This window comes from Streptomyces sp. NBC_01476, from assembly GCF_036227265.1.
Taxonomy (GTDB): domain Bacteria; phylum Actinomycetota; class Actinomycetes; order Streptomycetales; family Streptomycetaceae; genus Actinacidiphila.
Map to the genome: position 1 here is coordinate 960395 of NZ_CP109446.1, position 13022 is coordinate 973416.

The window sequence follows — 13022 nt, forward strand, 5'->3', positions numbered from 1 at the left end:
GCGCGGTGCGCGGCGCACCAAGCCGGTAACGGGTCCCGGTCCGCTCTTCCGGGACCGCGCGGGCGGATGCCACACTCGCGGTGTGCCCGATTTCGACATGCTGGTCATAGGTTCAGGCCCCGGCGGGCAGAAGGCCGCGATCGCCGCGGCGAAGCTCGGCCGCCGGGCGGCGATCGTGGATGTCCCGGACCGGCTGGGCGGGGTGTCGCTGCACACCGGCACCATCCCCTCCAAGACCCTGCGCGAGGCGGTGCTCTATCTCACCGGGCTCAACCAGCGCGATCTGTACGGGCAGAGCTACCGGCTGAAGGAGGACATCACCATCGCCGACCTGACCGCGCGCACCCAGCACGTGGTCACCCGCGAGGTGGATGTGATCCGCAATCAGCTCTCGCGGAACCAGGTCGCCATGCTGCCCGGCGTCGGGCGGTTCATGGACGACCACACGGTGGCGGTGCGCGACGCCTCGGGGCAGGACCGGCTGGTGACCGCCGAGCACATCGTGATCGCCACCGGCACCCGGCCGGCCCGCCCGGCGAGCGTGGAGTTCGACGACGTCACGGTGATGGACTCGGACAGTGTGCTGAATCTGGAGCGGGTGCCGCGGTCCATGGTGATCGTGGGCGCCGGGGTGATAGGCATGGAGTACGCCTCCATGTTCGCCGCTCTCGGCAGCAAGGTCACGGTGGTCGAACAGCGGGCCGGGATGCTGGACTTCTGCGACGGCGAGGTCACCGAGGCGCTCAAGTACCACCTGAGGGACCTGGCGGTGACCTTCCGCTTCGGCGAGACCGTCGCGGCCGTCGAACGGCACGCCCGCGGGACGCTCACCGTCCTGGCGAGCGGCAAGAAGATCGCCGCGGACGCGGTGATGTACTCCGCGGGCCGGCAGGGCCTCACCGACGGCCTCGACCTGGACAAGGCCGGACTGAGCGCGGACAAGCGCGGCCGCATCGCGGTGGACGACGACTACCGCACGGCGGTGGAGCACATCTACGCGGTCGGTGACGTCATCGGCTTCCCGGCGCTGGCCGCCACCTCGATGGAGCAGGGCCGCTGCGCGGCTTACCACGCCTTCGGCGAACCCGCCGAGGGCCTGCAGGACCTGCAGCCGATCGGCATCTACACCATTCCCGAGATCAGCTTCATCGGCCGGACCGAGGATCAGCTGACCGACGACCTGATCCCGTTCGAGGTGGGCGTCTCGCGCTACCGCGAGCTGGCCCGGGGCCAGATCATCGGGGACGCGCACGGCATGCTCAAACTGCTGGTCTCCCCCACCGACCGCAAACTGCTCGGCGTGCACTGCTTCGGCACCGGCGCCACCGAGCTGATCCACATCGGCCACGCGGTGATGGGCTGCGGCGGCACGGTGGACTACCTGGTGGACGCGGTCTTCAACTACCCGACGCTGGCCGAGTCCTACAAGGTCGCGGCGCTGGACGTCACCAACAAGATCCGGCAGATCGACCGGATGGACGGCTGAGCCCTCGCCCTGGCCGGGCGGCCGGCGCGGCCGGGCCGGTGAAAGTGGCTGCGCCCGCGGGGTGCCGCTCCTTAGGGTGCGGGCATGGACTGGCATGCCTGGCACGGCGCGTACGACTCCCCCCAATCACCGCTCGTCAACCAGCTGCGGACCGTGCAGCAGCGGGTCGCCATCGCGCTGGACGATCTGCCGCCGGGCCGGGTGCGCGTACTGAGCGTGTGTGCCGGGCAGGGCCGGGACCTGCTGGGCGCACTGGAGGACCATCCGCGCCGGCACGATGTCACCGCCCGGCTGGTGGAACTCGACCCGCGCAACGCGGCCAGGGCGCGCGAGGACGCTTCGGTGCTCGGTCTTGACGGCATCGAGGCGGTGGTCGGCGACGCGGCGCTCACCGACCACTACACAGACCTGGCCCCGGCCCAACTGGTGCTGCTCTGCGGTCTGTTCGGCAACATCACGGACGAGGACATCGAGCGGACGGTGTCCTACGGCAGCCGGCTGTGCGCCACCGGCGGCACGCTGATCTGGACCCGCAACCGCAAGGCGCCGGACCGCTTCCCGTGGATCTGCGGCCTGCTGGAGGACCGCGGTTTCACCCGGGTCTGGCTCAACGACCCGGCGGCCCAGCAGGGGGTCGGTGTCCACCGCTTCACCGGCTCGCCGGAACCGCTGGGCCCCGGGGAGCGGATGTTCACCTTCGTCGGGTACGACGCGCTGTCCTGAACCGCGCCCGACCGCGCCCGAGCCGCGCCCGGACCGCCCCGGCCGGCAAGGCACCGCTGACGGTGGCACGGCAGCCGCAGGGGCGCGGCACCCGGACACCCGGACAGCCGGCCGTCAGATCGTGGCGTCGCCGCCCACCAGCAGGCTCGCCAGCAGCGACAGCTGGGCGCGCTGCGGTCCGGTGAGATGCGCCGCGAGGGCCTGGACCTCCCGGTCGGCGTCCTCGGTGAGCGCACGGGCCACCTCGTGCCCCTGCTCGGTCAGCGACACCCGCACGGCCCGCCCGTCGTGCGGCGCCGCGGTGCGGCGGACCAGACCGCGGCGCTCGGCCCGGTCGACCAGCCCGGTCATGCTGGATTTGTCCAGCCCCAGATGACGGGCGAGCTCCTGCATGCCGGGGGTGCGATCACGCAGCACCCCGAGCAGCCGCAGCTGGATGACCGAAAGGCCCTGCTGGGCGGCGACCTTCCCCAGCGCGCCCTGCACCGCGAAGGACAGCTGGGCGAGGCTGTCCACGATCCCCAGGTCCTGTGTCCGCGCCGGCCCCGCGGCCCTGCCCTGCCCCGGCGGCCCTCCGGGAACGGGTGCGTCGGGTCGGGTCGGCGGCAGCGTGGCGTCATCGGGCATGACCCCATCGTACTTGACGTAGTACGCGGCACCAACTAATTTGGTTGGTGTCACGAACTAAACCTGGCCGGCGGCCCTGGCAACGGGCCCGCCATGCCGAGAGGAGTCACCATGTACGCCGCCGTGGTCAGCTCGTTCGACCGTCCGCCCCGCTACGAGGAGACCGCCGCCCCGCAGCCCGCCGAGGGCCGGGTCCTGGTGCGGATGCTCGCCGCCGGCCTGCACCCCCGGGTCCGCTCGGGCGCCAATGGCACCCACTACACCAGCGAGGGGCAGCTGCCCCTGATCCCCGGCGTCGACGGCGTGGGACAGCTGCCCGACGGACAGCGCGTGTACTTCGTGGCGGACGACGACGACCCCGGCACGATGGCCGAGCAGGCGGTGGTCGACCCCCGCCGCGCCGTCCCCCTGCCGGACGACGCCGACGCGGCCGTCATCGCGGCCGCCATGAACCCCGCGATGTCCTCGTGGGTGGCGCTGCGCCGCCGGATCTCCTTCCAGCCCGGGCAGAGCGTGCTGGTGCTCGGCGCGACCGGCAACGCCGGCCGGATGGCCGTGCAGATCGCCCGCCGCCTCGGCGCCGACCGGATCGTCGCCGCCGGCCGCGACCCGCAGCGCCTGGACCTGCTCACCGGCCTCGGGGCCACCGGCCTGGTCTCCCTGGCCGGCGACCCGGAACACGCCGCCGACCAGCTCGGCAAGGCCGCCGCGGACGTCGACGTCGTGATCGACTACACCTGGGGCGCGCCCACCGAACGGGCCATCCCCGCGCTGCTCACCCACCGCGCCGACCGCAGCGCCCCGCTGGACTGGATCCAGATCGGCTCGACGGCCGGGCTCGACCTCACCTTGCCCTCCTTCGTCCTGCGGGCGGCCAATCTGCGGATCATGGGCAGCGGGCAGGGCTCGGTCACCGCCGCCGGCATCGTCGCCGAACTGCCGTCCCTGATCGATGAGTTCTCGGCCGGCACGCTGACCGCCGCGGCCCAGCCGGTGCCCCTGACCGAGGTCGAGGAGGCATGGGGAGCACCCACCGAGCCGGGCCGGCGCCTGGTGTTCACCATGTCCGCCTGATCACCCCGCAGCCGACATCCCGGGCGGGCCGTACCGCCCGGACACCTGCCACCGCCGGAGACCGCGTTATGACGCACACCGCTGACACCGAAGTGATCATCTGCGGAACGGGCGCGGCGGGGCTGACCCTCGCCATCGACCTCGCCCGCCGGGAGATCGAGTTCCTGCTGATCGACAAGGCACCGCACCCGTTCACCGGCTCGCGCGGAAAGGGCATCCAGCCGCGCAGCCAGGAGGTGTTCGAGGATCTGGGGGTGATCGACCGGATCGTCGCCTCGGGGGGTGAGTACCCCGTTGAGCGCGTGTACACCGCCGACGGGCCGGTCGACCGGGCGGCCGTCGTGCTGGCGGAGCCGACGCCGGACGAGCCGTACCAGATCCCGCTGCTCGTCCCGCAGTTCCGCACCGAGAGCCGGCTGCGCGAGCGGCTGGCCGAGCTCGGCCACACCCCGTCCTACGGCTGCGAACTCGTCGGCTTCGAGCAGGACCCCGACGGCGTCACCGCGCGGATCGCGGCCCCGGACGGCGAGCGGACCGTACGGGCGGCCTATCTGGTCGGCGCCGACGGCGGATCGAGCTTCGTGCGCAAGTCCCTGGGCATCGGCTTCCCCGGAAAGACCCTCGGCGTGCGGGCGATCGTGGCCGACGTACTGGTCGACGGCGTCCCGGCGGACGCCTGGCACCGCTGGGGCCAGGGGGGTTCCTCCCAGGTGTCGCTCTGCCCGCTGCCGGGCACCGGCCTGTTCCAGTTCCAGGCCCCGATCCCCTTCGACATCGAGGCCGACCTCTCCGCGCAGGGGCTCACCGCGCTGCTGCGTGAGCGCACCGGCCGGGACGACATCGTGATCCGCTCGGTCTCCTGGGCCTCCGCGTTCTCGATGAACGCCCGGCTGGCCGAGACGTACCGGCGCGATCGGGTGCTCCTGACCGGAGACGCGGCGCACTGCCACCCGCCGACCGGTGGCCAGGGTCTGAACACCAGCGTCCAGGACGCCTACAACCTCGGCTGGAAGCTGGCCGCGGTGCTCGACGGCGCTCCGGAATCGCTGCTGGAGACCTACGAGCAGGAGCGCCGGCCGGTCGCCGAGGCGGTGCTCGGCCTGTCCGAGAAGCTGCTGGAGGCCGCCAGGACCCGCCACACCCACCGCGGGCGCGAGGTCAGCCAGCTCGACCTCGGCTACCCGGACTCGCCCCTGACCCTGCCCGACGACCCGGAGTACACCGGCCTGCCGGCCGGTGACCGCGCGCCCGACGCCCCGGTGACCGGCGCCGGCGGCCTGCCCACCCGGCTGTTCAGCCTCTTCCAGGGCCCCCACTGGACCCTGCTCGGCTACGGCGTCGACAGCGCCGCGGCACCAGAGCCGCGCGGCGGCCTGCACATGCACACCATCGGCGTGCGGGGCGACATCCGCGACAGCGGCGGCCATGTGCGCAGCGCCTACGGCCTGGCGCCCGGGCAGTGGGTGCTGGTCCGCCCGGACGGCTACATCGCCGCGGTGACCGGCGCCACCGGCCTCGACGCCATCACCGCCTACCTCGACACCGTCGGTGTCCTTCCCGCCGAGGCGGCCCGGCCGCTGCCGCAGCCGCGTCCCGCAGAATCGGGCACGGACATGCCGGATCAGGGAACCTCGCCGCACGCTGCCCGCACCCGGTGGGAGGACCACCGGGTGCGCGCCTCCGCCGAGCGGCGCCGCTCGGGCGCCCAGCGAGAGCTGCGGGAGCTCCGGCGGCGGATCCAGCGCGACCTGCGGGCCGCCCGCCGGGAAAGGGAGACCGCCGCGGTCGTCGCCCGCTCCAGGCTCGCCGAACTCGGGGTCCGCGGCCTCACCGGACTGGTGGCCGACCTGCACGGCGGGCCCACCGGGAAGTGACGCCCCTACGGGCCGGGGGCCCGGCCGGATTCCGGCCGGGCCCCCGGCCCGTCGTGCTGCGCGCGAGCGCCGTTCACCAGCGGTACCACCGTCCCCTGGAACCGCCGGAGCCGGTGCCGCGCATCACGAAACCGAGCAGCCAGACGACAAGGACGACGACCGCGACCCACCAGAGGATCTTCACGGCGAATCCGACGCCGAAGAGGACCAGTGCGAGCAGAAGTACCAGAAGCAGGGGACCCATGATTATCAACCTCCTGACCGCCGCTTGCCCCCTCGTGAAAGGCGCATGCAGACGAACGCGCGAACGATTTCAGTCTTCTCGTCGCTCGTCCGGGTGAATCGCTGATGTGGGGTATGCGAAGTTCATGACGGATGACAACCCCGAACATCTGGTACGTGATCTGCCGCCGCTGGTAGCGGCTCCCGAGCTGCCCGGCGAGGGCGGACCCCGCCGGGAAAAGCCGCCGGCCGAGCATCAGGCGAACGCTCGGCCGGCCCCTCGAAAGACTGATCCGGCGGCGGCCGACCGCCGCCGCTGAGCGACAGGGCAGGCTGCGGATGCCATGATCGCAGCCATGCTGCAGGTATGCCTCAACGGCTCCCGGGACCGTTCGGACTGCGAACGTCTCCCGGTGACACCCCAGGAACTGGGCGACGCCGCCGCCGAATCCGTGGCCGCGGGCGCCCGGGCCGTTCACCTCCACCCCAAGGACGACACCGGCGCCGACACGATGGAACCCGTTTTCGTGGACGCCGCCGTCGCCGCGGTACGGGCCAGTGCCCCCGGCATCCCCATCGGGGTGACCACCGGGGCGTGGACCGAATCCGACCCGATGCGCCGCGCGTCGCTCGTACGCGCCTGGTCGGTGCTGCCCGACCACGCGTCGGTGAACTGGCACGAGCCGGGCGCCGACAAGGTCGCCGACGCCCTGCTGGACACCGGCATCGGCATCGAGGCCGGTATCTTCTCCGGCACCGGCGCGGCCTCGCGGCTACGGGCCTGGCCCCGCGCGGAGCGGGTGCTGCGGATTCTCGCCGAGGTCACCGACACCGACCCGCACACCGCCCCGGCCTCCGCGGACCGGCTGCTCGCGGAACTCGCCGAACTCGACGGCCTCGACACGGCCGGGCGGCACCCGGTGCTGCTGCACGGCGAGGACGCCGCCTGCTGGCCGGTGCTTGAGCTGGCCGCGGCCGGCGGTCTTGACACCCGTATCGGCCTGGAGGACACCCTGCGGCTCCCGGACGGCACGCCGGCCCCCGACAACGCCACCCTGGTGCTGGCGGCGCGGCGGGTCATCGACCAGGCGGCCATGACGCACTGACCCCGGCTGCCCGCGGCACTTCCACCGGGGCGGTCCCACCCGGCCGTCCCCGCATGACACCTCCCCCGCTGGCCGCTCTCAGCCGCTCTCACCGCCCCGCGGGCGGCTGCCGGGTCCTGGTCCACTCCAGCACCTGGTCGGCGGTCCAGGTGGTGACGACCCGCTCCGGCGCGATGGCGGCCTCCTCGGCCCGCGCGCAGCCGTAGATCTGCCAGCCGAGCTGGCCGGGCGCGTGCGCGTCGGTGTCGATGCTGAAGAGCACGCCGGCGTCACGGGCGGCCCTCAGCAGCCTGCGGGGCGGGTCGAGACGCTCCGGACGGCTGTTGATCTCGACCGCGGTGCCCGCCGCGGCGCAGGCGGCGAAGACCGCCTCGGCGTCGAACTGTGACTCGGGGCGGGTCTTGGGGCCCAGCAGCCGGCCGGTGCAGTGGCCGAGGATGTCGACCAGCGGGTTGGAGACCGCGGCCACCAGGCGGCGGGTGAAGGCCGGGGCCGGCATCCGCAGCTCCGAGTGGGCGGAGGCGACCACCACGTCCAGCCGGTCGAGCAGGGCGTCCTCCTGGTCGAGGGACCCGTCGGCGAGGATGTCGCACTCGATCCCGGTGAGCAGCCGGAAGGGCGCCAGCCGGGGGCGGAGCTCGTCGATCACGTCGAGCTGGCGGCGCAGCCGGTCGGCGGACAGCCCGCGGGCCACCTTGAGCCGCGGGCTGTGGTCGGTGAGCACCGCCCACTGGTGACCGAGTTCGCGGGCGGTGAACGCCATCGTCTCGATGGGGCTGCCGCCGTCGGACCAGTCCGAGTGCAGGTGGCAGTCGCCGCGCAGCGCGGCCCGCAGTTCCCGGCCGCCCTCGGTGAGCGGGGTGCGGGCCCGCTCCTCCAGGGCGGCCAGGTACTCCGGCACCCGGCCCGCGCAGGCCTCGGCGATGACCTGGCCGGTCGTGTCGCCGATGCCCTTGAGGTCGGTGAAGCGGCCGGCCGCGGTCCGGCGCTCCAGCTCCTGCGGGGGCAGCGCCGCCAGCACCCCGGCGGCGTTGCGGAAGGCCCGCACCCGGTAGGTGGGGGCGCCGGAGCGCTCCAGCAGGAACGCGATCCGTTCCAGTGCCTCGATCGGTCCCATGGTCAGCGCTCTTCCCGCGGTGGGCGGGCGCTAACGCCGGGGCGGGTCCGGGTCACCCGTGAGGACCCGTCACCCGTCAGGAGCCGGCGCCGCGGCGGTCAGACGTTGGGCACCTTCAGCGCGTCCCAGGTCTCCTTCCCGGGCGGCCACTTCAGCGCCGAGCCGCTCCAGCCCTTGTGGTGGTCGGTGTTGTACTTGCGCTGCCAGGCCTCGTACGAGGCCACGTCCCCGGAGCCGATGACGTCCTTGTTGGCGGTGGTGGTGTAGTGGTTGCAGCCGACCGCGACCAGCCGGTCGTGCATGGCGGCGACGATCGGCGAGCGGCGGCCGGTGGTGAACCAGGCCGCGCCGGGGAACGGCTCGTACGCGGGTGCTCCCGCGCCCTTGCCTGCCCAGGTCTGCATGGCGGCCTTGCCGGCGAAGTCGGCCACGTCGTGGTCGATACCGCCGGCCTCGCTGTACTGGTGGATGAGCCAGGCGTGCTCCACCCGCGGTTTGCCCGCGGGCGCACCCGGGTCGGCGATCCACAGGCCGTCGCCGGCGAAGGAGGTGTGGTCGCGGTTGAGCCAGAAGTCGCGGTTGCAGTAGAGCAGCACCCGGTGGCCCGGCGCGGCCTTCTGCGCCTGCTTGATCCAGGCGTCCTTGTCCTCGTCGGGCACCCCGGTGTCCTCCCAGTCGAACGCCAGGATGTCCCCGGCCTTCGGGGCGGCGTGCTGGAGGAAGTACGACACCTGGGCGCTCACCGACCCGGGCCTGGCGAAGTGGTAGTGGCCGATGACCAGGCCGTGCTGCCGGCCGGTGGCGATCTGCGCGGCGTGCTTGGGGTTGACGTAGCTGGTGCCCTCGGTGGCCTTGACGATGACGAAGCCCAGCCCCGAGGTGGCGTACGCGGTGTCCTGATACGAGGCGACGTCGATTCCGTTGACGGTCATGGGTGTCCTTGAGTGCTACGGGCAGGCGGCCGGCCGGAAGGGATTCAGTGCACGGCGCTGACGTCGAAGGTGTCACCGCAGACGAGCGGACTGCTGGTGGCCAGCGTCATGGACTCGGTGGACCCAGGAGGGTACACCATCAGATAGGCGGGCTGTTTCCAGCAACTGTTGCCCTTTATCCCCTTGTTGAGGGTGTGCAGGTCGGACTGGACGGTCTTCCCGGGGGCGATGGTCACCGGTTTTCCGGCGCCGCCCTGCCGGGCGGCGGGCTTGCCGATGACGCTGCCGTCGCGCTGGATGAGCGACACGCCGGGGAAGCCGTTCAGTACGCAGGCGCTCTTGCCGGTGTTGGTGAACTGCAGCGGGTAGTAGACGTTGCCCGCGCCCGGGTCGCCGCGGCCGAGCCGCATCTTCAGGCTGGTGACGGTGCACCGGCTGGAGGCTGCCTGCGGGCTGCCGGAGGCGGGCGCGCCGGTGGCGCTCGGCGGCGCGGTGGTCACCGGCGGGGCCGAGGTGGCGCTGGGCGCCAGGCCCGCGGGTGGCGTGGTGGTGTCCGGGGACGATGCCGGGGCCGTCGTGGTGGGTGCCGGGGTGGCGGAAGCGGAGGCGTTGGAGGTGCCGCTGCTGCCGCAGCCGGCCGCGGCGAGGGCCAGCACGGCCACCGCCGCCGCGCCGAGTGGTGCCACTCGGTGACGACGGCGTACGACAGCGGCGGGTCCGGATGTCGACGGGGTGCTTACCTGCTCTGGCGTAGTACGCATACTCTTCAGGTGCTCAGCCAGGGGTCGTTCGAACCCCACACGTCACGATTGTTGCCGTACCCGCACATTCCGCGGCCGGCCGACGGGACCCCATGCGTTTCACTCTGCGTGACCGTCGAGGTCGTGCGGCTCCAGCGGCCGGACCGCCGGCCCGTGTGTCACCGTGCCGTCGATCCCGAAGCGGGAGCCGTGGCAGGGGCAGTCCCAGCTGCGTTCTGCGTCGTTGAAGGCGACCAGGCAGCCGAGGTGGGTGCAGCGGGCGGACACCGCGTGCGCGGCGCCGTCTTCGTCCCGGTAGACCGCCAGCCGCCGGCCGCCGGCCCTGACCACGGCTCCGCTGCCCGGTGGGATGTCGGCGACCGAGTCGGCGTGGGTGGTACGCAGCCGGTCGCCGACGAAGTGCAGGCCCACCTCGGCCTGCTGTTTCAGCAGCGTCGGCGCCTCCTTGAGGGTGGACCACAGGCGGCGCGGGTCGTAGAGCCCGGCCCAGGCCGGGGAGCGGCCGGCGATGAGTTCGCTGAGCAGTGCGCCGGCCATGACGCCGCCGGTCATGCCCCAGCCGCCGAAACCGGTGGCCACATAGGTGTGCCGGGCACCGGGGTGCAGCGGGCCGACCAGGGCGATCTTGTCGCTGGGGTCGTTGTCCTGGGCGGCCCAGCGGTAGCTGGTCGCGGCGGCCGGGAAGCGCTCGTGCATCCACCGGTCGAGCCGGCGGTAGCGGTCGGCGACGCCGCCCGCGCCGGGGGTGAAGTCCTCTCCGGTGACGATCAGCAGCCGCCGGCCGCCCGGGAGCGGCGCGGTGCGCACCGAGCGCTTGCCCTCGCTGCGGCTGATGTACATGCCCTGCGGGTCGGCGCTCGCGTCGATGGGCGCGGCCACCACGAGTTCGCGGCGCGGGGCCATCCGGGCGAAGAGCAGCGCGCGGTCGAAGACCGGGTAGTGGGTGGCGACCACCACGTCGCGGGCGGTGACGGTGGCACCGGTCTCGGTGGTGACCCGGCACGGCTCGCCCTCGTGCAGGCCGGTCACCCGGGTGCGCTCGTGGATCCGGCCGCCGCGCTTGGCGAGATCGGCGGCCACGCCCAGCAGGTAGTGCCGGGGGTGGAACTGCGCCTGCCCGTTCACCCGGACCGCTGCCGCCACCGCGAACGGCAGGCCGGTCGTCTCGGTGTACTCCGCGTCGAGCCCGGCGTCGCGCGCGGCACGGGCCTCGGCCCGCAGTTCGGTGCGGTCGGCCGGGTCGAGCGAGTAGGTGACCGCCGGGCGCTGTTCCAGGTCGCAGGCCAGGCCGAGTTCGGCGGTGACGGCGGCGATCCGCCCGACCGCGCCCTGCTGGGACTCGGCGTAGAGCCGGGCGGCCTCCTCGCCGTGTCTGCGGCGCAGCCGGTCGTAGATCAGCGTGTGCTGCGCGGTGACCTTGGCGGAGGTGTAGCCGCTGACGCCTACGGCGATGCGGTCGGCCTCCAGGACCACCACCGAGCGTCCGGTGCGGACCACCTCCCAGGCCGTACTGAGCCCGGCGATGCCGCCGCCGACGACGGCGACGTCCACCGTGAGGTCGTCGGTCAGCGGGGCGAAACGGCTGCTGTCGGTGGTGTGCACCCAGTACGACTCGTCGGTGCCGGGAAGGCTTGCGGGGTTCGCCATGCCTGAGCGGTTTCCCCCCGGCCCCCGGCTCACGCCGCCCGGCACCGAAGTGCGCCCGAACGGGCCCCGCCCGATCTGCTCGGGGCGGGCCGGTACCGCCCGGCGCCGGCCCGCGCGTTCAGTGCCGGGTCTTCTCCTCGTGGGACTCGCCGCTGTCCTGCTCCTCCTCCGGGGCGTGCTCGCGGCGCCTGCGGCGGATCTGCCAGACGATGAAGGCGGCCACCACGACGACCGCGACGACCACCGCCACCGCGGTGCCCGCGGTGCGTTCGACCTGCTGGTAGGCGGCGCCGGCGAAGTAGCCGAGCAGCACGAAGCCGACGCCCCAGACCAGGCCGCCGAGCGAGTTGAAGAGCAGGAAGACGCGGTACGGCATCCGGCTGATGCCGGCCAGCGCCGGCATCAGGGCGCGGAAGAAGGCGATGAAGCGGCCGAGGAAGACGGCGGCCGGGCCGCGCCGGCGGATCAGCTGCTGGGCCCGGTCGATCCGGTTGTGGTGGCCGCGCAGCGCCTTGGTCTCCAGGATGCGGGTGCCGTAGCGGCGGCCGATCTCGTAACCCACCGAGTCGCCGCTGATCGCGGCGAGTACGACGAGGGCGGCCAGCAGGTACACCGAGACATGGCCCTGCCCGGCCACCACGCCGCCGAGGACGGCCGCGGTCTCACCGGGCAGCACAAAACCGAAGAAGAGCGCGTCCTCGCAGAAGACCAGGGCGAAGACGATGGCGTAGACCGCGGGCCCGGAGGATCGTGTCAGCCAGTCGGTGATGGCGTGCATGCGCGCCTATCGCGCCGGGCGCGACTTGCGCAGCAGTCGCCACCAGCCGAACACCAGGTCGGCGGCGAAGAGCACGACGGCGATCACCAGCAGGTAGCCGAGTCCGCCGGCGACCGCGCCGATCAGACCGAGCACGATCGCGACGAGGATGAGAAAGAGGAACACGCTCATGGTCTGATCTCCTTTCCCGGCCGGTCGGCCCCGGTGCGAACCGGTGCGCCGCTGGGATGGTGCGTTGCTCTGCTGATGTGCCATGCGTCAGGCGCTGCCGGGCGCCGCGGAGTCGGGGTCTCCCCCGCGGCGCCCACGCTCAGCGGCGGGCGAGTTGACGCGCGCCGTCCGCCCCGGGCTTGTACGGCAGGCCGTAGTGCTGGAAGACCGCCTCCTCGTCCTCGATCGGCAGGACATCGTCCGTTCCGATCGAGGGGGCCGACTTGACCAGTGTCTTCGCATACGGCACTCGTACGTAACCCGGTCCGGCGATCACCGAACCGACCGGTACGAACACCAGCCGGTGCCGGGTGGGCACACCGATCCGGACCGTCGCCATGGAAGGCTGGTCCGTCACGGTGTCCACATAGACCGCCTCCAGGGCGCCGATTTTGTGGCCTTCTTCATCCACCACATCGTGGTCTCGCCACTCGCGGAGATCAGCGGGTTCGATCATGGCCGGTC

The 13022-nt window shown here is 72.9% G+C and carries 15 protein-coding genes; 6 read left to right on the forward strand and 9 right to left on the reverse strand.

The annotated features are described in order from the left end of the window. Positions 1-82: 82 nt before the first annotated feature. Both sthA and OG552_RS04230 read left to right on the forward strand, forming a co-directional pair. Positions 83-1486: a Si-specific NAD(P)(+) transhydrogenase gene (gene sthA / locus OG552_RS04225; RefSeq protein WP_329129702.1), complete on the forward strand. Its 1404-nt coding sequence runs from the start codon at positions 83-85 to the stop codon at positions 1484-1486. Positions 1487-1570: 84 nt separating this feature from the next. After that, on the forward strand, positions 1571-2209 hold the full coding sequence (locus OG552_RS04230; protein ID WP_329129704.1) for a class I SAM-dependent methyltransferase: 639 nt from the start codon (positions 1571-1573) through the stop codon (positions 2207-2209). A 114-nt stretch (positions 2210-2323) separates the two neighbouring features. Here the strand turns inward: OG552_RS04230 and OG552_RS04235 are convergent, their stop codons facing one another. Continuing rightward, positions 2324-2836 (reverse strand): MarR family winged helix-turn-helix transcriptional regulator, encoded by a 513-nt coding sequence (locus tag OG552_RS04235; protein ID WP_329129705.1) that lies wholly within the window; start codon positions 2834-2836, stop codon positions 2324-2326. Between the two features lie 111 nt (positions 2837-2947). Between OG552_RS04235 and OG552_RS04240 the strand changes: the two genes are divergently transcribed. Both OG552_RS04240 and OG552_RS04245 read left to right on the forward strand, forming a co-directional pair. Then, complete coding sequence (locus OG552_RS04240; RefSeq protein WP_329129707.1) at positions 2948-3910, forward strand: quinone oxidoreductase family protein; 963 nt, start codon at positions 2948-2950, stop codon at positions 3908-3910. 68 nt (positions 3911-3978) lie between these two features. Next, positions 3979-5784, forward strand: coding sequence for an FAD-dependent oxidoreductase (locus OG552_RS04245; RefSeq protein ID WP_329129708.1), 1806 nt, complete (start codon positions 3979-3981; stop codon positions 5782-5784). Between the two features lie 73 nt (positions 5785-5857). Here OG552_RS04245 and OG552_RS04250 read toward each other — a convergent pair whose 3' ends face one another. After that, the gene (locus OG552_RS04250) at positions 5858-6028 is read right to left on the reverse strand and encodes a hydrophobic protein (RefSeq protein ID WP_329129711.1); all 171 of its coding nucleotides are present in this window, start codon (positions 6026-6028) and stop codon (positions 5858-5860) included. A 124-nt stretch (positions 6029-6152) separates the two neighbouring features. On the opposite strand from OG552_RS04250, the gene OG552_RS04255 reads away from it, so the two are divergent. Then, positions 6153-6326: a hypothetical protein gene (locus OG552_RS04255; protein WP_329129713.1), complete on the forward strand. Its 174-nt coding sequence runs from the start codon at positions 6153-6155 to the stop codon at positions 6324-6326. A 36-nt stretch (positions 6327-6362) separates the two neighbouring features. Beyond that, on the forward strand, positions 6363-7112 hold the full coding sequence (locus OG552_RS04260; RefSeq protein WP_329129715.1) for a 3-keto-5-aminohexanoate cleavage protein: 750 nt from the start codon (positions 6363-6365) through the stop codon (positions 7110-7112). Between the two features lie 88 nt (positions 7113-7200). Here OG552_RS04260 and OG552_RS04265 read toward each other — a convergent pair whose 3' ends face one another. The 7 genes from OG552_RS04265 to OG552_RS04295 form a co-directional block, all read right to left on the reverse strand. After that, complete coding sequence (locus tag OG552_RS04265) at positions 7201-8229, reverse strand: PHP domain-containing protein (protein ID WP_329129717.1); 1029 nt, start codon at positions 8227-8229, stop codon at positions 7201-7203. A gap of 98 nt (positions 8230-8327) precedes the next feature. Further along, positions 8328-9161 (reverse strand): GH25 family lysozyme, encoded by an 834-nt coding sequence (locus tag OG552_RS04270; RefSeq protein ID WP_329129719.1) that lies wholly within the window; start codon positions 9159-9161, stop codon positions 8328-8330. 44 nt (positions 9162-9205) lie between these two features. Continuing rightward, positions 9206-9847 carry a DUF4232 domain-containing protein gene (locus OG552_RS04275; protein WP_329129721.1) on the reverse strand — a complete coding sequence of 214 codons (642 nt, stop codon included), beginning with the start codon at positions 9845-9847 and terminating at the stop codon, positions 9206-9208. A gap of 174 nt (positions 9848-10021) precedes the next feature. After that, positions 10022-11569, reverse strand: coding sequence for an FAD-dependent oxidoreductase (locus tag OG552_RS04280; RefSeq protein ID WP_329129724.1), 1548 nt, complete (start codon positions 11567-11569; stop codon positions 10022-10024). A 118-nt stretch (positions 11570-11687) separates the two neighbouring features. Next, the gene (locus tag OG552_RS04285; RefSeq protein ID WP_329129725.1) at positions 11688-12347 is read right to left on the reverse strand and encodes a DedA family protein; all 660 of its coding nucleotides are present in this window, start codon (positions 12345-12347) and stop codon (positions 11688-11690) included. 6 nt (positions 12348-12353) lie between these two features. Further along, positions 12354-12518, reverse strand: a complete 165-nt coding sequence (locus OG552_RS04290; protein ID WP_329129726.1) for a hypothetical protein — start codon at positions 12516-12518, stop codon at positions 12354-12356. Positions 12519-12657: 139 nt separating this feature from the next. Then, on the reverse strand, positions 12658-13014 hold the full coding sequence (locus OG552_RS04295; RefSeq protein WP_329129727.1) for a PRC-barrel domain-containing protein: 357 nt from the start codon (positions 13012-13014) through the stop codon (positions 12658-12660). Between the last annotated feature and the right edge of the window lie 8 nt (positions 13015-13022).